The organism is Synechococcus sp. UW179A, from assembly GCF_900473965.1.
GTDB lineage: Bacteria > Cyanobacteriota > Cyanobacteriia > PCC-6307 > Cyanobiaceae > Synechococcus_C.
Genome location: NZ_UCNJ01000025.1, coordinates 142,732 through 162,604, shown reverse-complemented (window position 1 = coordinate 162,604; position 19,873 = coordinate 142,732). Strand labels below are relative to the sequence as shown.

The window sequence follows — 19,873 nt, the reverse complement described above, 5'->3', positions numbered from 1 at the left end:
CGCAACAAACCCTGCATGCCATGGCATGAACAACATAAGGATTCTGGAATTTTCAGGAGTAATTCGATGAGTCTCTTTGGACGGCGGGCCTTCACGCTTCTTGCAGGCTCCCTGGGACTTGGTGTTGTTGCATCCACTCCACGCAAGGCTTTTTCGTCGTCTAGCAAGGGGCCGTGCCTCTCCCTGGAAGACCCACGAGTGAAACGTTTCAACGCTTATCGGGAGATGGCCTTCCAAGATCCAGCCAAGGCCGTGGAGACTTACACCTCGCCTAATTTGAGCTATACATCCGCAACTGGACAGCAATTCAACCAGCCTCAGTTGATCAAACGAATCGGGCAGTGGAATAGCGGCTTCCGTCGAAATGCAGTAACACCAATTGTTGCCACTGCTCTTGAAGACGGATCAGTTGTGATTGTTGTCGAACAAAATATTCTCAACTCAGGCAACTTTCGGGGTACTTCCGCGTCCAACAATACGCTTGATCTAACCAGCATATTCAAGGTTTCCTACGATAACGAGGGGTTGATTTCGGAGTATTCCTCATACCATGATTACGGACACCTTGCCAAAAACATTGGCTCCGAAAACTCAGTGCAACTTTTAGAGCTTCGCTGAAAGAGAACCAAGATCTCAAATCTGCTATCGAGTGTAAAGGATGAGCCGCAATCCTGCATCTCCTTCACGAGCCTGCCAAATCTAACCCAACAAAGATTTAGCAAGCCAATAAGGAGCTCAGATTGGCCGTCAGCCAACATCCACTCGTCCAAGCATTGGCTGAAAACAAAGATCAAATCCCACAAAACACCCGCACGAAAAGCAACTTCGATTTGAAACATTCCAACGCCTTGCTTCAATTATTAAAACAAATAATTTGCAAAAACAGATCCCAAATCAGGACCTAGAATCCTTCGTACAAGTCAATATCAATTCAACCATGAATCGAAGAGAGATGATCAGCGCACTCGGATTAACCGCTGTAGGAGCCGCTGCACCTTCTGCAGCAAGTGCACTCACTCACCAAATAAAAAATGGTTCAGCTTCCACCCAAAAGAATGCTCCTGTTGTTGCCTCTTCCGGCAACACTTCCGCGCCAAACCCCTATGCCAATTGCATCATAACCGCCAAAAATTGCGTGGCCTCGGCCGAAATCTGTTTAACCAAAATGGTGGAGCTGCTGGCAAAAGGTGAGGAGACATTTTTTGAATGCGCTGTCGCCACAAGACAAATGCTGCCGATCTGCGAGGCCCTGCTTAGCCTTTCCGCACAAGAGTCGCCTTTAACCACAGGGATTGCCAAGCTCTCTATCAAAAGCTGCACGGAATGTGCTGCTGCTTGCAAGCCACACATTGATCACCACCCATCATGTCAAGAGTGTTATCTATCATGCTTAGCATGCATTAAAAGCTGCAGAGCGATTACCTAGCCCTTTGAGCACATCCAATTCATTCCTGCCGAACTGAATAACCAACAAGCCATTCAATCTCTGACCATAAATAACATCATAGCTTGTCATACTCAGGGTGCTGAGAACAACATCGGCAGAGTTTAGACCGATCTTCGATCAACACCATGGCCAGGAAAGACGTGGGATATTTGTCTGTCAAGAAAACTTCGACAAGTTCTACAGATTTCCGTTTCCCCTGACAAGCATCAGAAAGCATCACCGCTGTAGCCAAGCTCATTAAGGCGTTGTGGCTTGCTGCGCCAGTCCGGCACCACCTTCACAAACAGCTCCAGATACACAGGACCGTCGATCAGGTTCTGCATCTGCAGGCGAGCGCCCTGGCCGATGGTCTTGAGCATGGCGCCGCCCTTGCCGATCAGGATGCCCTTCTGGCTCTTGCGCTCCACCAGCACGGTGGCCAAAACGGCGGTGCGAGCTTTGCCTTTTCCCCTAGCCGGCATGTCTTCCACCCGATCGATGCTCACCGCCACACTGTGGGGGACTTCTTCGCGGGTATGCATTAGCACCTGCTCGCGGATTAACTCAGCCATCAACAGCTTTTCGGGCTGATCACTCACCATCTCGGGTGGGTACAGCTGGGGGCCTTCAGGCATCAGAGCACTCACAGCGTCCACGAGCTCAAGGCAGCCGGCACCGTTCAAGGCTGAGCAATGGTGCAGCGGCCAATCCGTCTCCACCAGCAGTTCGCGATAGGCCGCATCAGCCTCGGGCTTGCGATCACCCGGGACCCGGTCCCATTTATTGAGTACCACCTGCACCGGTAAGCGTTGCTGACGCAGGAGGTTGACGATGAATGCGTCACCGCGACCAGGCGGTTCACAGCCCTCCAGCAGCAGCAACACCTGATCCACTTCGCCAATCGCAGAGCGTGCGCTCTGAACCAGACGCTCCCCTAGTAGGTGATGCGGCTTATGAATGCCTGGAGTATCGACAAGAATCAACTGGGCACTAGGCGTGGTAAGAATCGCTCTGAGGCGGTTGCGTGTGGTCTGGGCCACCGGTGAAGTGATCGCCACCTTGTCGCCCACCAATTGATTCACGAGCGTTGACTTACCCACATTGGGACGTCCGATCAAGGCGACAAAACCCGAGCGGTAGCCGTCAGAGAGCGACGATGAAGCTGCATCCATGCCTTCAGCATCGCCTGAAGGCCGCACCCTGCCCATAGGCTTGTGAGGCCAATCAGTTGCTGTTCATGACCCAGCGAGAGCCGAGCTTCCAGGAAGCCATGGAGATCGCCGCCGGCTGGATGAAGCAATGGGACCAAGAGGAAATCAGCGATGAAGTCATGGCCGACCGCGTCGGAGCACTCGTGGCCAGCCGTGATGGCGCCAGAGGCTTCTTCGTCGTAAGTCTTGCGGGCGACAGTGCCCTGATGGACAGGCTTCCGGATGCCCTGTTGATCACACTGCGCGAAGCGGGCGACGGCGTGGTGGATCTCACGGCCCGCAATCTCGCCATGAGCGCGGCCATGGCTTTGCATCACCGCAATAACAACGACAATGAGCAGGCTGCAGGATCAGAGCGCGTGAATCAACGCTGCTTAGAGCTCCTGCGTCAGCTTGATTCTCAGCGTGTCAAAGCGCGTCTTGAGGTGCTGCTGGAAGCCGCGAACCATTGTCGCGGAGAGGATCTGGCCTTTCTCGAGCGCTGGGGTTACGACGATCATCAGAGACGAGCGATCGGCGATGCAGTGCAGGCCGTTGCTGAGTGAGCTCAGTCACCAAGAAGCCCGAACTGAGCAGCCCCAGGCCTTAGCACCAGGATCCAAAACCTCAGCCAGACCATCCGCAAGAACCATGCCCCAGATCTGGTGTGACGAACCATGAAGATACTGCTTGCAACACTATTAGGGCATTCTGAAGTTGAGACAACTTTCGTCGCACACTGATTACTGTTAACGCCATCGGCCGGGTGATGGGGATCAACCGATGTCGATGCCTCGGATTTGATCCGGGGTTTTTTATTGGACATCGATCAGAACAACACGGTCATCTGCACACCGATGGCAATGGAATCAGGAACCTCACCAGTTCCATCCGGATTGAGAATGAACTGAAGATTGGGTTGGATACTTGCGTTGTCCCCAAGGGCGATTTGATAGCCCAGTTCAAGGATCGATTCCCAATCCTGTCCGCTGGGAGCCTGAGAACTCCAGCTCGCATGGGTGACCCCCAACACCAATGCGTCATGGGGTCGGCGACGCAGCACGCCCTTACCCACCCAACCAGCTGCAACAAAAACAGGAATCGTCTGAACGTCGGGATTAAAGCCGTAGGAGGCTGTAGCCCACAGGCGACCATCCAGCGCCAGATCTCCCAGGGTTAACGGGAGTGACACGAGTCCATACACACCATCGTTTCGAGCAGACGATTGCTCTGGATCCACCAGTTGCGGAAAGTCCCAACGGCCAAGCCAACCGCCCAACTGCACACCAGGTGCTGGAAGACCCGAAATGAAGTCTAAGTCTTTCTCATCTTCAGGCACTCGAACAACACGTCCATCATCGAGTTGCTTCACAGGAAGGGCGAGAGTCCTCGAAAATGGCCAATCAATCTGCAGAAACTGAGCCACGCCATCTCGTGATGCATTCAGCTGAAAGTCAGCACCGTGATATTCAGGTTCAAATCCATCGGGGTTGATCTGATAAATCCCGTAGCGCAGTGTTGTTGAGTCGGTCGTTCCTAGATGCGCTACTGCACCGTATTGATTCGCCGGGTAGGCGGCCACGGGAAGCGAGTTAGGAATTCCCCAGATCTGCCCACAGAAACCATTGTTGGAGTAAAAGCAGAACAGGGGCGATGACGCAAAGTCATCAAACGTTGCCACTTTTCCAGCTTTGATCTTCAGCAGACCTGTTTCGGTCTGATGACGCTCCACCCAGAGTCCAGCGAGCCGAAAGGTCTGGCCATAGCCAAAAATCTGCTGCACCGCCTGAGCGTTGGGAATGGATTCAGAAAGACTTGTTCCCGATCGCTGAGACAAATTTGCCGTCAAACTCCAGTGGTCCCACTCCTGCCAGTCTTCGACTGAACGAGCAAGACCGCTGGAAGCAGTCATGTTCAGTGAAAGATTGTGGGTATAAGTTGCCGTCTGCTCAAGGCCACCCCAGGGATTGCCATTGATTTCATTCACATAGCCAAAAGAGAGCGACAACCAGTCGGGAACATCCAGCCAGTTTTGAAGAATTGGCTCAGGCCTTAGCTGCAAAAGCGGAACAGAATCCTGAACAGTGGGAAGTTCATCCGAACGGGCGCATTCTGTCGGACTGAAACAACTGATCAACAGTGCCAACCCGAGCAAACGCTGCAGAGGATTTCGGCGTTTCATCAATTCAGGCCATTTCCTCCAGTTCCTTGCCACGCGTCTCCTTCACCAGAAACAGCACGAAGAAGAATGAGATGGCACCGGCTGTGGCGTAGAGCCCATAGGCGAGGGCTGGACCCGAAGATTTCAACAGTATCGGGAAAGTGGTGGAGATCAGGAAGTTCGCAAGCCAGTTCACCGTGGCCGATAACCCCAGCGCTATCGCTCTGATGCGGTTGTTGAACATCTCACCCAGCAGGACCCACATCACAGGTCCCCAGGAGAATCCGAAGGCAAATACAAACACATTGGCTGAAACCAGTGCAACCAGAGATGGGACTCCCGTCAGCTGAGGCATTCCATCCACAAGAGGGGCTCCGGAGAACGTCCAGCTCATCAGCCCCAAGCTGATCGTGATCACCACTGAACCCAGAAGCAGCAGCGGACGTCGACCGAGGCGGTCAATGGTGGCAATGGCCAGAAACGTAGTCACCACATTGGTCACAGCGGTGATCACGGTGACGCTGAGACTTTCGGTGGTACTGAAACCCACCGACTGCCAAAGCTCGCTGGAGTAGTAGAAGATCACATTGATGCCGACCAACTGCTGGAAGATCGCCAGCAGAACGCCGGTCCACACGATCGGTAGCAGTCCGGATCGACGACTGAAAAGATCCCTGATCGAACCGCCACCGCCCTGGCCTTGACTGGACTGGATGCGATCAATCACCTCTGTGGTGGGTTCACCAATCGTGCGACGAATCACGGCTCTTGCTTGATCCAGATCGCCGATCTGCACCAAATAACGAGGACTTTCAGGAATCCGCAATACCAAAAAGCCATACAAGAGAGCAGGAACAACCTCTGCCATCAACATCCAGCGCCAGGCCGCCATCGGGCCCACAAGCGACGTGGGCTCCTGGTCGGATGTGACCAGCACGATCAGATAGTTGAACAGCAGTGAGATAAAGATGCCGAGCACAATTGCCAGCTGCTGGAGAGATCCTGTGCGTCCCCGCATCGCCGCTGGAGAAATCTCAGCGATATAGGCCGGGGCGAGCACACTGGCAAAGCCCACAGCCACACCCCCCAATACACGCCAGATCACCAGGTCGACCAGCCTTGGCGCCAGAGCCGACCCGGCGGCACTCAGGATGAACAGCACGGCGGCAAGCAACATGCTGGGTCGACGCCCAAAACGGTCTGCCAGCCATCCGGCCCCCAAGGCACCAGCTGCGGACCCCAGTAGGGCCGAAGACACAGTCAGTCCCAGCGAAGATGCCGAGGTCTTAAATGTGGCCTCAATGGCACTCACCGCACCATTGATCACGGCCGTGTCATACCCGAAGAGGAAACCACCCAGTGCAGCGGTGATGGAAATACTCAGGATCGTGAAAATCCGCTGTTGATCTTCAGCAGTGCGAGGTTGCATGCCTAAAGGACAGCAGCAGTGACCTCAATTCAGCGAAAGATTCTGGAGTTGTCCGATCAATGTCACACCCTGAGATCTCGGACATCAAAAAACCCCGGGCCTTGCCGGGGTTGATTTGCACTAAAACAATCTGCCCCGACTCAGTCGCGGCGGCCGCCGCCTTGAAGAGCAATGATCAGACGCAGAAGAAACATAAACAGATTGATGTAGGTGAGATACATCCCAAGTGCACCTGCCAAGTACTGATCATCTCGGTAGGTGCGAGGCATCGTGTAGAAATCGACGAAAGCCATCCCCACAAAAAGAACGGTTCCAAAGCCGGCAATCATCAGCTCGAAAGTGCCTTGCTGGAACATTTCGGGAGCAAATAATCCGCCGATGATTTGCACCACCATGGCAATGAGCAAACCGACTAAACCAAGACCAACCACCCCGGAGAGCGCCTGTCCGACGCTGTCGCTCATGTTCTTGCCAACAACTGAAGCAATCACAAAGGTCAGGCCTGTCGCGATCACAGCCGTGGCAATGGAACCCATACCCGCGACTTGATAAGCAAGGCCAACAATTCCACTGAGCGTGAAGCCAGTGAGCAAACTGAATGCGGAGAGCAACGGAAGTGCTTTGGCGTTGTTGGCATTATTTGCGGCGCTACTTGCCATAAAGAAGAGAACAATCTCTCCGATAAAGGCAACAATGAATAAAGGGAAAAACAGAGGACTGCCTGCCTGACCAAGGGCAGGCATGGGCTGCATCGAGAGACCACCGAGAACCCCAAGAGCAGTCAAAACCATGCCACCACCCACATAAGGGAGTGCTTTGTTGACCACATTGGGGCCTACCAGTGCGCTGGATTGCGCCTCGCGGATGGCGTTTTGGAAATTGCTGCTGGCTGGCATGTTGCCCCAGATCACTGAACATATCTTGGCAGCTGCAACAAGGTTGTGGCTTTCAGCCCGGTGCGGATCTCCCCATCGACCGCCGAATCGGCCTTGCATCCCGACGGGGATGGCTCTTGTCACGTCGTGCATAGGCATCCACCACACGCTGCACCAGCGGATGACGGACCACATCAGCCGATGTCAAGCGGCAGACAGCCACACCTTCGACCCCATCCAGCACTTCCGAAGCTTCCACCAAACCGCTGAGCTGGCCTGGCGGTAGATCCACCTGGGTGATGTCTCCAGTCACCACCATGCGGGAACGCTCTCCCAAACGGGTCAGCACCATCCGCATCTGTGCCGGAGTGGTGTTCTGAGCCTCATCAAGGATCACAAACGATTCCGCCAGGGTTCGGCCACGCATGTAGGCCAGTGGTGCCACCTCGATCACACCCTTCTCCAACAATGCTGCTGTTTTCTCCTGTCCAAGCAGCATGTGCAGGGCGTCGTAGAGCGGACGCAGATAGGGATCCACTTTCTGCTGAAGATCACCAGGCAAAAAACCCAATCGCTCGCCCGCTTCCACAGCAGGCCTGGTCAGCACCAAACGCTCCACCTTGCGCTCGGTCAGCATGCGCACAGCCAAAACTGTTGCCAAAAACGTTTTGCCTGTGCCTGCAGGACCGAGCGCAAAAGTGAGATCGTGACGCTCCATCGACTCCACGTACGCCTTCTGACGTAGCGTTCGCGGGCGCAACAGACTGCCACGCTGATTGCGTGCCAGAACCTGCTGGCCCATGGCTTCGTGCTCATGGTTGCGGCCGGTATCGAGCGCCTGCAGGGCTGACTGAAGATCTACCGGCGAAATGGTTTCACCCTCTTCCCAGAACTTGCGCAGGAGCTCAATAACAGCAGCAGTGCGTTCCAGCTGATTGGGGCGACCGCTGATCTCCAGTTGCAGTCCACGCAAAACCAGAGTGGTCCCCGTCAGAGCCTCGAGTTGACGCAGTGTCTGTGAAGTAGGACCACCCGCCAGAGCGAGCGCAGCCTCTGTATGCGGCAGATCAAAGACGAAGCGACCAGGCGAGGTTGCCTCGGACATCGTGTCTATCAGCCTTCAGCGCTGGCTGCGTCATCTCCAGCTGGTTGCTCAGCTTCAGCTGCAGCGGCCTTGGCCTCAGCCGCATCCTTGGCGGCCTGTTTGGCATCAGCTTCACGTTTGAGAGCCTGCTTGGCCTTGCCGACCACTTCTGCAGGACGGACTTTCTTCTCGATCAACCCACCCTTTTCAAGCAGGGTGCGGACGACATCCGTAGGCTGAGCGCCCTGGCTCAAACGCTCGCGCAGTGCCTCAGCATCCAGACGGGTCTCTTTAGTGCGGGGGTTGTAATAACCCAGCTCCTGTAAAGGACGACCATCACGGCGTGAAGTGCTGTTGCAGGCCACGAGGCGGAAGCTTGCTTCCCGCTTCTTACCGAACCGCTTCAGGCGGAGCTTGATCATCGTGGCGCTGGCTGTGGGTTGGGACAGTTCGGCGCATCTGACAGAAGCGCCAAACAACCAACTTAACCTGCCGCCCGTCAGAGGTCGCCAAAGCCCTTCTTCTTCTTGAACGGTCGCTGACGCCGCGGGGGTCCACCGCCGCGGCCGGCCGGCATTCCACCTGGCATTCCAGGCATGCCGCCACCCATGCCAGGCATTCCACCCATACCTGGCATGCCTCCCATACCAGGAATGCCTCCCATGCCAGGCATCTGGCCCTGAGACATCTGCTGCATAAAACCGCGCATCTTCTGAAAGTCAGCCAACACCTTGTCGACATCGGCGGGCTGGTGGCCGCTGCCTCGGGCGATGCGACGACGACGGGAGGGCTCGCTAGCCAGCAGGTCGGGGTTCTCCCGCTCCCGCTGGGTCATCGAGCCGATCATGGCTTCGATCTTCTTCAGCTGCTGCTCCCCCTGCTTGAGCATGCCGTCGTCGATCTTGTTCATGCCAGGGATCATCTTCATCAATCCACCCAGCGATCCCATGCGCTTGATCAGCCGCATTTGCTTCACAAAATCCGAGAAGTCAAAGGTGGCTTCCTGCAGCTTCTTCTGCATCTGCTCGACATCGGCGAGTTCCACCTCCTTCTGGGCTTTCTCAACAAGGGTGAGCACATCGCCCATCCCGAGGATGCGGCTCGCCATCCGCTCGGGGTGAAAAGGCTGCAGGGCCTCCACCTTCTCCCCCGTACCGATGAATTTGATCGGTTGGCCGCTCACCTTGCGGATCGACAGAGCGGCACCACCTCGTGAATCACCATCGAGCTTGGTCAGCACGGCTCCGGTGATCCCCACCTGGTCGTGGAAGGCCCTGGTGAGATCGGCCGCTTCCTGACCGATCATTGAATCCACCACCAGCAGCACTTCATCCGGCTGCACGGCGGTGCGGATCCGCACCATCTCGTCCATCATGTCGGTGTCGATCTGAAGACGACCAGCTGTATCGACCAGAAGCGTGTCGAAGCCTTCCTGCCTGGCTTTTTCAAGACCTGCCGCTGCGATGTCTTCCGGTTTGGCGTCATCACCGAGACTGAATACCTCGACACCGATCTGTGCACCAAGCGTCTTCAGCTGCTCGATGGCAGCAGGTCGGTACACATCGGCACCCACCATTAGCGCCCGTCTGCCCTGATCCTTGAGGTGGAGTCCGAGCTTCGCTGTTGCCGTGGTCTTACCCGCACCCTGGAGGCCGGCCATCAGCACCACCGTTGGAGCCGCCTCGGCCTTAGCAAGAGGGGCGTTGTCACCGCCCATGACCTCCACCAGCTGGTCATGCACCACCTGAATGAACTTCTGATCTGGACTGACCCCGCGCACCACCTCGGCGCCAACGGCCTTTTCACGCACCTCCGCGACAAAATCTTTAACAACCGGCAGACTCACATCCGCCTCCAGCAGAGCGCGGCGCACATCCTTAAGCGCGCCCTCGACATTGGTTTCGCTGATCTGGTCCTGGCCTCTCAGCCCCTTGACCGCGTCTTCAAAGCGGGCTGACAGCTCATCGAACATCGGCCGGACATCGGTTTCAGTTCTCTGATCGTAAAAGTGGCAGGGGGTGGAGGTGCAATCTGCTCAAAGCTGATCGGTCGATCAGACCGGTGCATAGGCCTGCAGGCGCCAGCCATCCTCATCTCGGCCAAGGATGTAAGTCACCTTGAGTGATTTCGGCGCTGTGCTGTTCACCACAGTTCCAGCTGCGTTGAGCGTTTGATCGCTGTAGTCCACATCGGCACGTAGCTCGATGCGCTGGGGCGTACGGCTGATGACCCTCATAAAATCGATTGAGGCATCAATCTTTTGGGTCAGTCCTGCTGACTGATCAGCAGATCGCTGCTGGCGCACCTGATTGATCAGCCTGGATCTGGCAATGGGTTGAAGACGTTCATCCGCTGAGCCATCACCACGCAAAACAGAGGCTTTGCGATCCAGCCAGGCCTGAAGCAGGGCCTCCAGCTGGGCATCGGAGGGACGCTCAGAACGAAGCACCGGATCAGATTCAGCCACGGCGGCGGAAGCAGGCTCGGGCTCAGGCGCTTCCGTGAGATCTGGCACACCATTCTCAGTGGAAGCATCAGCGGCATCCTGATCAGAGCTCTGCTGCTGCGCATCTGAAGCCGGCTGATCAACAGGTGCATCCATTGATGTTTCATCAGCCAGCTGGGGCTGCTCAGCTTCACGGCGAAGACCGATGACACTAAAGACCCCGATCACCAGAACCACAGCAAGAAACACCCCGGTTCCGATCCAGGTCGAACGACTGGGTTGAGGCAGCTTCGGCCATTGCAGCTGCGGCATGGACTGAAGAGATGGACGAGGCAGAGAGGGCCATGCGAAACCTGCCACGGCCCCATCCTCTTGATGAGCCTTGTCATCCACTGGAGAATCGGAATCAAGCAGAGGCAGCGGCAGCGTTCCGTCTGGATCCACTGTTAACGGAGACAAGTTTTCGAGTGACCAATCTCGAGGCTGCTCCTGACGCTCCAACCGCTCGACGTAAGCCTGCACATCCCGATCAGCAAACCAGGCCTCCAGATCGATGGCTTCGGCATCGACATCTCTATAACCGGGCAGCACATCGCGTCCCAGCCAAGTGCGGCAGTAGTCGCAGAGCGCTGCCAAGGCGTCGCCAGGATGCGCTGAGAGCCAAGTCTTGAGGGCAGGATCAGGACTGCTTGCAAAATGACGCTCGGCCCGATCCACATCGCCGAGAAGAAGATCAAGACATCCCAGAAGAGGTTGGGTGTCAAGACCGTCAAGCGTGAGTTCTTCCAAACGGGTGCGGGCGTCCTGAACCCGTTCAGGTTTGCGCTGGGAAAAACCCGCAGCCGCAAGAGCCATGACAACGAGGAACGACGCATCTGCTGAGCCCGCCTCCTGCAGGCGTCTAAACAGATCCACTTGCTCCTGCACGGTCAGGAAGCGACGAATCTGCTGAAAAAACAACTCAAAGGCGCCCTGATCCATACCTGCGGGCAGTTCAGCGGTCTCCAGCCCCTCAAGGGCACTCCCTTCGAGACCGCCCCGATCGCTGATGAAAGCCTCCAGCATCATCAAGCCTTCATGTCGCGCCGATTGCTCAGCAAGATCACGACTCAGCAGATCAAGAATTCGGAAGGGACAAAGCCTGAAGAGATCGTGTTCCAACACCTGCCTCTGCTCGGGAAGCTTGCCCATTCGCTGAAGCAGCTGCATCCCCTCCTGCAGCAGATTGGCTGCCGATTCATAGCGGCGCTGCTCTTGGTCCTGAACTGCAGCGTCGCGGGCTGCCAGAGCGGCCAACAAGGCCAAATCCGACTCCCTGCTACTACCCAAAGCAGGAGCCTGAGGCGGTTGCAAGGCCTGACGAGCCAACTGAAAGGCCTCATGGGGTGCATGGGCTTCCCAAAGGAGCATCAGGCCGGCGACCTCCAGATTGGAGGACAGTTCCAGGCCAGTGGCGTCGCCTGGATGATCCTGACCGAGTTCCAGCAGTGTTGCTTCGTACTGGCCACGGCGCTCAGGATCCGTAAGCAGATCGGCTGACAGGCGAAGCAGTTCAGCCCTTTGATTCAGTGCCTCGTGGGTGAAACCTTGATCGGGACAACGATCCAAGCGCAACTGAAGTGTGCGCAACACTGCCTCAGGTTCAGCCGTTGGACTAACCCCCAGCAGACGGAAATGGTCGATGGGAAGGTCCACCAGCATTGCAGCCATTGGCTGCAGACTGTAGGCAGTGTCTGGGATTTTGCCCATCGATCCGCCATGGACCCTTAAAGTTGGTGGTCAAATAGGTGGTGCCATGGGTCAGGACATCGCAATCGGCACAGAGTCACGCAGCGCCACCGCCTCCGACGGCCAGTCCCTGCTCGGTGCCCATGCGGAACGGCTTTCGACCCTGGTGACAGCCCAAAGGGCCACCGTTGACAGGGAGACCGGCCTGGCGCTGTATCGCGACATGACCCTGGGACGCCGCTTTGAGGACAAATGCGCGGAGATGTACTACCGCGGCAAAATGTTTGGCTTCGTGCACCTTTACAACGGCCAGGAAGCTGTGAGCACCGGTGTGATCGGCGCTATGAAGCGACAACACGACTGGTTCTGCAGCACCTACCGCGATCACGTTCATGCCCTCAGTGCTGGGGTTCCAGCCCGTGAGGTGATGAGCGAACTGTTCGGCAAGGAAACAGGTTGCAGCAAAGGGCGGGGAGGCTCGATGCACCTGTTTTCCAAAGAGCACCATCTGCTTGGCGGTTTTGCCTTCATCGGGGAAGGCATCCCGGTGGCCCTCGGAGCAGCATTCACCAGCCGCTACAAGCGGGATGCCCTGGGTGACCCCAGCAGCAATTCCGTCACTGCAGCATTTTTCGGAGACGGCACTTGCAACAACGGCCAATTCTTCGAGTGCCTGAACATGGCGCAGCTCTGGAAGCTGCCGATCATTTTTGTGGTGGAGAACAACAAATGGGCGATCGGCATGGCCCACGACCGTGCCACCAGCGATCCGGAGATCTGGCGCAAGGCCGGTGCTTTCGGCATGGCCGGAGAAGAGGTCGATGGTATGGACGTGCTGGCCGTTCGGGCTGCAGCTCAGCGAGCCGTTGAACGTGCCCGGGCTGGAGAAGGTCCCACGGTGTTGGAGTGCCTGACCTACCGCTTCCGAGGCCATTCGCTGGCTGACCCCGATGAACTGCGCGCCGAAGAGGAAAAACAGTTCTGGGCCAAACGCGATCCACTCAAAGCGCTTGAACGCGATCTAGTCGGCTCCGGTTTAACCAGCAGCGAAGACCTGCGAGCGATCGAAAAGGACATCGATGGCATCGTGCAGGACTGTGTCGACTTCGCCCTCAGCGCACCCGAACCGGATGGCTCTGAACTCACCCGCTACATCTGGGCCGAAGACTGACGCCCGGCCTCAAAGCCAGAGCCTGATCAACCCATCTCAAACTGATCACAGACCATGCAAACGGGCCTGATCAGCTGCGGCCCTGAACACCAGTGCATGCCGCTTGACCAATGGCGTCATGGCGTCGTAACCACCGCCAATCACTGTGGCCACTGGAATATTGCGGCGCAGACAGGCATCCAGCACCAGGTGATCCCTTTGCAACAGGCCGACATCCGTTAAGGCCAGTCGTCCCAGACGATCATCGCGATGAGGATCAACACCGGCGTTGTAAAGAACGATCTGCGGATTCAACCGGTCCAGCAGATCGGGCAGATGCTCGCCAATCAAGGCGAGGTACTCCTGATCCTCCACCCCATCGCTGATCGGCAGGTCGAGATCACTGTTCTGCTTACGCGCAGGAAAATTGGACAGAGCATGCGCTGAAAAGGTGAATACGCGGGGGTCGTCCTGGAAGATCAGCGCAGTGGCATCGCCCTGGTGGACATCAAGATCCACCACCATGATCTGGCTAAGGCCCTGCTGCTCCAGCAGCACGCGAGCACAGATCGCCAGGTCATTGAAGATACAGAACCCACTGCCGTAACGAGGAAAGGCATGGTGCGTTCCACCGGCGAGGTGGCAGGCCAGACCATGCTTCAAAGCCAGTTGAGCTGTGAGAAGCGAACCTCCAACGGCAAGAAAGGTACGCTGCACCAAAGGGGTCGTAACAGGAAGTCCAATTCGCCTTTGTGCCTGGCGATCCAGCCTGTCCCTGGCAAATGCTTCGTGATAGGCGCGGTCATGCACCAATTCCAGTAGCCGACGAGGAACTGGAAGTGGTCGATGCATCTGAACGTCATTGGCCAGCCCCGTGTCTCTGAGACATCTGTCGAGCTGGCGAAACTTCGCCATCGGGAAACGATGACTACTGGGGAGCGGAGCGCTGTAAACCTCGTGATAAACGAGTGGTGGTTTCAACGATTCAAAGGACCACTGACCTCTGACAAATCAGAAGCTGGGTGCAACGCGACGTGTCAGGTTACGCAGTTTGCGCAATGCCTTGAGCTCCACCTGACGGACACGCTCACGCGAGACCTCAAGCAAACGACCAATTTCGGCCAATGTGTGTCGCTCATTGCCATTCAGACCGAAACGCAGGGTGAGAACGTGCTGTTCCTGATCACTGAGATGGCTCATCCAGCGCCCGAGCTGTTCGTGATGAATGCGTTGCTCCACCTTGTCGAGCGGCTCGCCCAGTGAAGAGTCAGCAATCAGGTCGCCAAGGAAGCTACGACCTTCCTCGCCATTCACAGGTGCATCCAAGCTGCTGGTGGTCAGTGCCTGCCTCAACAGCGAATCAAGTTCTTGAACAGGCATGTCCATCGCCTCAGCGATCTCGAGTCGACTGGGCATCGCACCGAGCTTGTGGGCGAGATCCAAACTCACTTTGCGAATCGTTGTGAGGCGCTCGCTGAGATGAACAGGCAAACGGATGGTGCGCGATTGACAAGCAATGGCGCGCGTCATGCTCTGGCGAATCCACCAAAAGGCGTAGGTCGAGAATTTGTAGCCACGGGTGGGATCAAATTTTTCAACAGCACGCTCCAGCCCAAGCGAACCCTCTTGAATCAGATCAAGCAGTTCAAGACCTTTCCCTTGATATTTTTTGGCGACACTCACAACCAAGCGCAGATTGGCTTTCATCATTCGCTGCTTGGCACGCAGGCCAACGCGAATCATCCGCTTCTGCTTGCTTGAGAATGACTCACTGTCAGGTGGAATCGTTCCATCCTCAGTGAGTTGCATGAGTTGCTGCACCTGGTTCCCCAACTCAATCTCCTCAGCTGGAGTAAGCAGAGGAATCCGGCCGATCGTGGCGAGGTACCAACTGATCGGATCACTACTTCGTCGTTTTTGGGTTTCTGAAACCCCTGCTGCCGATGAGACCATGGGGATGAATCTGTGTCGTGATGCGACTGTCCTATGAATTTCACGATCAGCGATGTGTTTTCAGCAACCCTTCAGATTCATGCGTTGAAAACGACACAAAACCCGGTGAATCTTGTAAAAAATGTAGATATGCCAAACTCATCAGCACATCAAGTCAAGATCGCAACTTGAAACGCGTGAGACTCGCTAATTGATCTGAAATTGCGATTGCACCACTGCCTCGATCGCATTGTTGAGCCGCAACGGCGTGTAACAAGGCAGATGCGGCAAGGTCTTCGAAACTGAGATAGCCCTTGGCCGCTAGACAGCGGGATCCCCAACCAGCGGCGTGACCAGCCAGAAGATCACCCAGGCCTGTGCGAGCCACCTCTGGATCAGTGCCTGTTAGTTGCCTCACGTCTCCGCCAGGGGAAGCAATCACGGTGTGAGCACCCTTCAGCAACACAACCGCACCTGAGCAATTTGCCGCTGCCGCGGCCTTGTCCAGCGGAGAGGCCTGCAGGCAGTCGGGGAACAAGCGCTCAAATTCACTGCTGTGAGGCGTGATCCACGTCGGTCCAGATCGTTTCAACAACCAGCGCCAGCCGCCATCAGCGGCAGCTAGTTGATTAAGCCCATCGGCATCAAGCACAAGCAAGCCGGTGAAACCAAGCAGGGGATCCGCCCACTGGTGCCAACATCCCTGCACCATTCCCAGACCCGGCCCAAGCAGGACGGCATCTAAACGAGCCAGATCACACTCATCCCAGGCCCCTCCCCACGCCAATGCCCCACGGTGGTCCGACGAGAGACGCGCCCTTAGAACCACCTCAGGAGCCTGCTGCCAGAGATGTTCCGCCACGCAATCAGGGAGACAGGCCTCGACACTGCCAGCACCACTGGCCAGGGCCCCACGCAGTGCTAGGTGGGCTGCACCCCGATAGCGCTCGCTGCCAGCGATCAACAACAGACGCCCCCTCTGATATTTCGTCGCCACCGGCAACTCCGGAGGACGCGGCAGTTCAGCAAGATCATCAGTCCGTAGAAGCAGCTTCGCCGGTGGTGGGAGCGACTGCGTGAGCTGCATGGGCACAGCCAGGTCAATGCGGTGCAGGCGGCCCACATGCGCCAAAGCAGCGTCCTGCACGAGTCCGCGCTTGATCAATCCCACGCAAAGAGTGTCCGAAGCAATCGCGGCACCACCCTCCATCGGGCAGCCGGTATCGGAATCCAGACCAGCGGGAAGATCCAGACTCACCAAACGCCCCGGGCAATGATGTTGTCTGCGTTGCAGCAGATCAGCAAGATCTGCAGGCAATGGACGCTTCTGACCCAGACCAAACAGCGCCTCGATCCAAAGACCCTGTTGAGCTGGATCAGGACAAGACTGCAAGGAAGCGGCGCCAAGCCAGTGCAGGTGGCGCCAATGCTCCAGCGTGAGGGGCTGACGCAAAGCAAGAGGCGCCCAGACCCTTACATCCACATTCGCTTCCAGCAGCTTGCGACCAACCACCAGTCCGTCGCCACCGTTGTGACCTGGTCCAACCAGCACCAAAACGCCGGAAGCCAATAACTCCGGACGTGCCAGAAACCAGTCAGCCATGCGCTGGCCCACCGTTTCCATCAAAGCCGCTACCGCAAGGCCACTGGCCAGCCACTCCCTCTCCAGAGCGAGCATCTGATCGGCGGAGACAAGAAGATGGTCTGCATCAGCGGGTGGCCAGATCACTGCCGAGACCCATGGCACCTCACTATGGAAAGAGAATCCTGTTCATGCCCGCCCAGCCATGTCGGCAACGACGCCCAGCATTGCCGCCACGTCAGCCGGTGCCCAGGCCCTGGAGCGCCTGCACGCCTGGCCTGGTGAGCACCGCGTGGCGGTAGGGCTGTCCGGAGGAGTTGACAGCTCCCTCACCGCTGCATTGCTGGTGGAGGCAGGCTGGGAAATTGAAGGGCTAACGCTCTGGCTGATGAGCGGCAAAGGCGCCTGCTGCGCCGAAGGACTGGTGGATGCGGCAGGAATCTGCGAGCAACTGGGCGTCCCCCATCACATCGTTGATTCGCGCGACAACTTCGCACGCGAAATTGTGGAGGGCTTGATCGAGGGCTACCAAGCTGGGATCACGCCCCTGCCCTGTTCGCGCTGCAACAGGTCGGTGAAATTCGGACCGATGCTCGAGTGGGCACGGCAAGAACGGGGGCTCGAACGCGTTGCCACAGGTCATTACGCCCGGATACGCCTGGATGAAACCACAGGACGCTGGAAGCTTTTAAGGGGTCTGGACACCCGCAAAGACCAGAGCTATTTCCTGTACGACCTCAACCAGGATGTGCTTTCCCGCGTGGTCTTTCCGCTGGGCGAACTCACCAAACCCGATACCCGACTGGAAGCGAGCCGCCATGGACTGCGCACTGCGAAGAAACCAGAGAGTCAGGACCTCTGCCTGGCCGACCATCACGGCTCCATGCGAGCGTTCCTCGATGCCTATCTGCCGCCGCGACAGGGAGAGATCGTGCTTCAGGACAGCACAATTGTGGGCCATCACGATGGGATCGAGCACTTCACCATTGGCCAGCGCAAGGGACTGGGTGTGGCATGGAGCGAACCTCTGCATGTCGTGCGCCTTGATGCGGCGATGAATCGCGTGGTGGTGGCACCCAGGGCCGAGGCAGGTCGCGCTTGTTGTGAGGTAGGAGCCATCAACTGGGTCTCGATCGCACCACCGGATGCAGGTTTCAGCCGCAGAGTGGAGGTGCAAGTTCGTTACCGCAGCGGCCCGGTGATGGCCGATCTCACCTGCATCGAGGCCAGTGATGCCGATATTGCTGGGCAACGTCCCCATCGCTGCCGACTGAGGTTCGACGAGCCTCAGTTCTCAATCACCCCCGGCCAGGCGGCGGTGTTCTACGAAGGCGAGTCCGTGCTGGGAGGGGGCCTGATCCAGAACTCGTTCTAAGCAGAACACCGGCAGCCACCAAAAGCATCAGCCAGAGGGGCCACTCACGCCAAAGCGCATACAGCGTCATGCCCTGCACCGGTTCCAGTCGCACCGACAGCAGCCCAGGGAGCATGGCTGGAAGCTCTGACTGAACCACCCCCATGTCGGCAATCAGAGCCGTGGGGCCCGTGTTAGCAACCGAGACGAGTGGCCTGGCAGTCTCCAGGCTGCGCAGTTGTGCCAAGGCCAGGAACTGACTCTGTAGCAGCAGCGGATAGGGGTCGAGATTGGCTGCTGCCAGGATCCATTGCGCACCATCCGCCACGGCCTCGGCCAGGGCTGTTCCATTGCTGATCTCGTAACAGATGGCCACCGCCGCAGGAGGACCACCCCAGCGCCAGAGCCTGGAGGGCTCACCTGACTGCAGGCCTCCGACCGCCGACAATCCGGCCAGTCCAGGCCAAGACGGAGCCCATTCCCCAAGCGGCACCAGACGGTGCTTGTCGATGCTGTTGAACGTTCCTGGCGTCTGAGATGCCATCAGCAGTAGTGAGCTGCGCTGCTGGCCCGCCACGAAACGAAAGCCTCCACTGATCAGGGGAATCCCCTCGCCGTGTTCAATACCAAAATTCACTGGGAGCGTGCCCTCAGGAGCAATCAGCAGTTGGGCCCCGCCTCGTTCGGCGCTGTCCAGGGCCTGACGCAATCTGCGAGGCAGCTCGGTCTGCCGACGAACGCTGAACTTCTCACGGGTGGGGATCGCCGTTTGCCAAAGGGCCATCGGCAATGCAGCTTCGTCGTTTTCCGAGCCCTGAGCGACTCCCTTCAAGGCCACGGCACCCAAACCATGGGCGAGCACAAGGGCAAGGACACCCCAGCGAAGCAGCCGCCAGCGCTGCTCACCTTCAAGGCGGACTGCACTCCACAATTGCCAGAGCCACCAACCCAGCAGGAGCTGAACAGCTGCCAGACCTCCGGCACCGAACCAACTGGCTAGACCTGCAAGCCAGTGGTCAGCGGGGAGAGCGCTCCCGCCAACACCAATCCAGAAGAGTGGCCCCCTGGCGAGAAGTGTCTCGCTCAAGCCCCAGACCAGAGACAGAACCACGGCCTGCGCTAAGCGGCTACGACCGGGCAGCCAGCGCGCCAACAGACTCCATCCCGCCACAAGCAGGGCTGCGGAGAGGACGCAGGCCAACCAGACCATCAGAGCAAGGGGGAGACTCAGTGGTGCTGGTACCCCGAGCCAGGTCAGGGGGTGAAGGGCAATCAACCAGCGATGGCTGATGGCTATGGCCACCGCGGCCCACAGTGCCGCCGCCAGAGGAGATCGGACCACAGACCACAACAACGCCAAGGCTGGAACCATCCACCAGGGACCTGAAAGACAGAGGCCTAGTCCTGCCAGAACGCCTCCGCTCAACCCCCTGAGCAATCGCAGGGATCGGTCATTGCCCATGGTCAGCACCATTGGATGCCGTCATCCTGAATTCGGACTGAACTGCGATTCTCG

The 19,873-nt window shown here is 57.5% G+C and carries 17 protein-coding genes; 5 read left to right on the top strand and 12 right to left on the bottom strand.

The window, feature by feature from the left end:
* Window positions 1-66 precede the first annotated feature (66 nt).
* Window positions 67-618, top strand: a complete 552-nt coding sequence (locus tag DXY31_RS12550) for a hypothetical protein (RefSeq protein ID WP_137024984.1) — start codon at window positions 67-69, stop codon at window positions 616-618.
* Between the two features lie 319 nt (window positions 619-937).
* On the top strand, window positions 938-1,426 hold the full coding sequence (locus DXY31_RS12545; protein WP_137024983.1) for a Csp1 family four helix bundle copper storage protein: 489 nt from the start codon (window positions 938-940) through the stop codon (window positions 1,424-1,426).
* A gap of 227 nt (window positions 1,427-1,653) precedes the next feature.
* Here DXY31_RS12545 and era read toward each other — a convergent pair whose 3' ends face one another.
* Window positions 1,654-2,598, bottom strand: coding sequence for a GTPase Era (gene era, locus DXY31_RS12540; protein WP_114994223.1), 945 nt, complete (start codon window positions 2,596-2,598; stop codon window positions 1,654-1,656).
* A 65-nt stretch (window positions 2,599-2,663) separates the two neighbouring features.
* Here era and DXY31_RS12535 point away from each other — a divergent pair, with 65 nt between their 5' ends.
* The gene (locus DXY31_RS12535) at window positions 2,664-3,182 is read left to right on the top strand and encodes a hypothetical protein (RefSeq protein ID WP_114994072.1); all 519 of its coding nucleotides are present in this window, start codon (window positions 2,664-2,666) and stop codon (window positions 3,180-3,182) included.
* Window positions 3,183-3,445: 263 nt separating this feature from the next.
* On the opposite strand, the gene DXY31_RS12530 is transcribed toward DXY31_RS12535, so the two are convergent.
* The 7 genes from DXY31_RS12530 to DXY31_RS12500 form a co-directional block, all read right to left on the bottom strand.
* Window positions 3,446-4,798 (bottom strand): carbohydrate porin, encoded by a 1,353-nt coding sequence (locus DXY31_RS12530; RefSeq protein ID WP_114994071.1) that lies wholly within the window; start codon window positions 4,796-4,798, stop codon window positions 3,446-3,448.
* A gap of 4 nt (window positions 4,799-4,802) precedes the next feature.
* A complete protein-coding gene (locus tag DXY31_RS12525) occupies window positions 4,803-6,206 on the bottom strand; it encodes a sugar porter family MFS transporter (protein ID WP_114994070.1) in 1,404 nt (467 codons plus the stop codon).
* Window positions 6,207-6,346: 140 nt separating this feature from the next.
* Complete coding sequence (locus DXY31_RS12520) at window positions 6,347-7,102, bottom strand: Bax inhibitor-1 family protein (RefSeq protein ID WP_114994069.1); 756 nt, start codon at window positions 7,100-7,102, stop codon at window positions 6,347-6,349.
* Between the two features lie 52 nt (window positions 7,103-7,154).
* Window positions 7,155-8,186: a PhoH family protein gene (locus tag DXY31_RS12515; RefSeq protein WP_114994068.1), complete on the bottom strand. Its 1,032-nt coding sequence runs from the start codon at window positions 8,184-8,186 to the stop codon at window positions 7,155-7,157.
* A gap of 8 nt (window positions 8,187-8,194) precedes the next feature.
* A complete protein-coding gene (rpsP, locus tag DXY31_RS12510; RefSeq protein WP_114994222.1) occupies window positions 8,195-8,587 on the bottom strand; it encodes a 30S ribosomal protein S16 in 393 nt (130 codons plus the stop codon).
* A gap of 77 nt (window positions 8,588-8,664) precedes the next feature.
* Window positions 8,665-10,137 carry a signal recognition particle protein gene (gene ffh, locus DXY31_RS12505; protein WP_114994067.1) on the bottom strand — a complete coding sequence of 491 codons (1,473 nt, stop codon included), beginning with the start codon at window positions 10,135-10,137 and terminating at the stop codon, window positions 8,665-8,667.
* Between the two features lie 81 nt (window positions 10,138-10,218).
* Window positions 10,219-12,321 (bottom strand): ARC6/PARC6 family protein, encoded by a 2,103-nt coding sequence (locus DXY31_RS12500; protein WP_244279754.1) that lies wholly within the window; start codon window positions 12,319-12,321, stop codon window positions 10,219-10,221.
* Between the two features lie 85 nt (window positions 12,322-12,406).
* On the opposite strand from DXY31_RS12500, the gene pdhA reads away from it, so the two are divergent.
* Window positions 12,407-13,510 carry a pyruvate dehydrogenase (acetyl-transferring) E1 component subunit alpha gene (gene pdhA, locus DXY31_RS12495; protein ID WP_114994065.1) on the top strand — a complete coding sequence of 368 codons (1,104 nt, stop codon included), beginning with the start codon at window positions 12,407-12,409 and terminating at the stop codon, window positions 13,508-13,510.
* Window positions 13,511-13,555: 45 nt separating this feature from the next.
* Here pdhA and DXY31_RS12490 read toward each other — a convergent pair whose 3' ends face one another.
* The 3 genes from DXY31_RS12490 to DXY31_RS12480 all read right to left on the bottom strand — a co-directional run bounded on the left by DXY31_RS12490 (window position 13,556) and on the right by DXY31_RS12480 (window position 17,168).
* Window positions 13,556-14,470, bottom strand: a complete 915-nt coding sequence (locus DXY31_RS12490) for a histone deacetylase (RefSeq protein WP_114994064.1) — start codon at window positions 14,468-14,470, stop codon at window positions 13,556-13,558.
* A gap of 30 nt (window positions 14,471-14,500) precedes the next feature.
* Window positions 14,501-15,442 (bottom strand): RpoD/SigA family RNA polymerase sigma factor, encoded by a 942-nt coding sequence (locus DXY31_RS12485; RefSeq protein ID WP_114994063.1) that lies wholly within the window; start codon window positions 15,440-15,442, stop codon window positions 14,501-14,503.
* Between the two features lie 154 nt (window positions 15,443-15,596).
* Window positions 15,597-17,168 (bottom strand): NAD(P)H-hydrate dehydratase, encoded by a 1,572-nt coding sequence (locus tag DXY31_RS12480; protein ID WP_371639415.1) that lies wholly within the window; start codon window positions 17,166-17,168, stop codon window positions 15,597-15,599.
* A gap of 40 nt (window positions 17,169-17,208) precedes the next feature.
* Between DXY31_RS12480 and mnmA the strand changes: the two genes are divergently transcribed.
* A complete protein-coding gene (mnmA, locus tag DXY31_RS12475) occupies window positions 17,209-18,378 on the top strand; it encodes a tRNA 2-thiouridine(34) synthase MnmA (protein WP_114994062.1) in 1,170 nt (389 codons plus the stop codon).
* Here the strand turns inward: mnmA and DXY31_RS12470 are convergent.
* The gene (locus tag DXY31_RS12470; protein ID WP_114994220.1) at window positions 18,302-19,819 is read right to left on the bottom strand and encodes an apolipoprotein N-acyltransferase; all 1,518 of its coding nucleotides are present in this window, start codon (window positions 19,817-19,819) and stop codon (window positions 18,302-18,304) included. The two genes, mnmA and DXY31_RS12470, sit on opposite strands and share 77 nt — an antisense overlap.
* Window positions 19,820-19,873: the final 54 nt, after the last annotated feature.

Bases quoted from the DNA above. Each gene is read 5' to 3' on its own strand.
- DXY31_RS12550 (WP_137024984.1), top strand. From the start codon at position 67: ATGAGTCTCTTTGGACGGCGGGCCTTCACGCTTCTTGCAGGCTCCCTG.
- DXY31_RS12545 (WP_137024983.1), top strand. From the start codon at position 938: ATGAATCGAAGAGAGATGATCAGCGCACTCGGATTAACCGCTGTAGGA.
- era (WP_114994223.1), bottom strand. From the start codon at position 2,598: ATGGATGCAGCTTCATCGTCGCTCTCTGACGGCTACCGCTCGGGTTTT.
- DXY31_RS12535 (WP_114994072.1), top strand. From the start codon at position 2,664: ATGACCCAGCGAGAGCCGAGCTTCCAGGAAGCCATGGAGATCGCCGCC.
- DXY31_RS12530 (WP_114994071.1), bottom strand. From the start codon at position 4,798: ATGAAACGCCGAAATCCTCTGCAGCGTTTGCTCGGGTTGGCACTGTTG.
- DXY31_RS12525 (WP_114994070.1), bottom strand. From the start codon at position 6,206: ATGCAACCTCGCACTGCTGAAGATCAACAGCGGATTTTCACGATCCTG.
- DXY31_RS12520 (WP_114994069.1), bottom strand. From the start codon at position 7,102: ATGCCAGCCAGCAGCAATTTCCAAAACGCCATCCGCGAGGCGCAATCC.
- DXY31_RS12515 (WP_114994068.1), bottom strand. From the start codon at position 8,186: ATGTCCGAGGCAACCTCGCCTGGTCGCTTCGTCTTTGATCTGCCGCAT.
- rpsP (WP_114994222.1), bottom strand. From the start codon at position 8,587: ATGATCAAGCTCCGCCTGAAGCGGTTCGGTAAGAAGCGGGAAGCAAGC.
- ffh (WP_114994067.1), bottom strand. From the start codon at position 10,137: ATGTTCGATGAGCTGTCAGCCCGCTTTGAAGACGCGGTCAAGGGGCTG.
- DXY31_RS12500 (WP_244279754.1), bottom strand. From the start codon at position 12,321: ATGGCTGCAATGCTGGTGGACCTTCCCATCGACCATTTCCGTCTGCTG.
- pdhA (WP_114994065.1), top strand. From the start codon at position 12,407: ATGGGTCAGGACATCGCAATCGGCACAGAGTCACGCAGCGCCACCGCC.
- DXY31_RS12485 (WP_114994063.1), bottom strand. From the start codon at position 15,442: ATGGTCTCATCGGCAGCAGGGGTTTCAGAAACCCAAAAACGACGAAGT.
- mnmA (WP_114994062.1), top strand. From the start codon at position 17,209: ATGTCGGCAACGACGCCCAGCATTGCCGCCACGTCAGCCGGTGCCCAG.
- DXY31_RS12470 (WP_114994220.1), bottom strand. From the start codon at position 19,819: ATGGGCAATGACCGATCCCTGCGATTGCTCAGGGGGTTGAGCGGAGGC.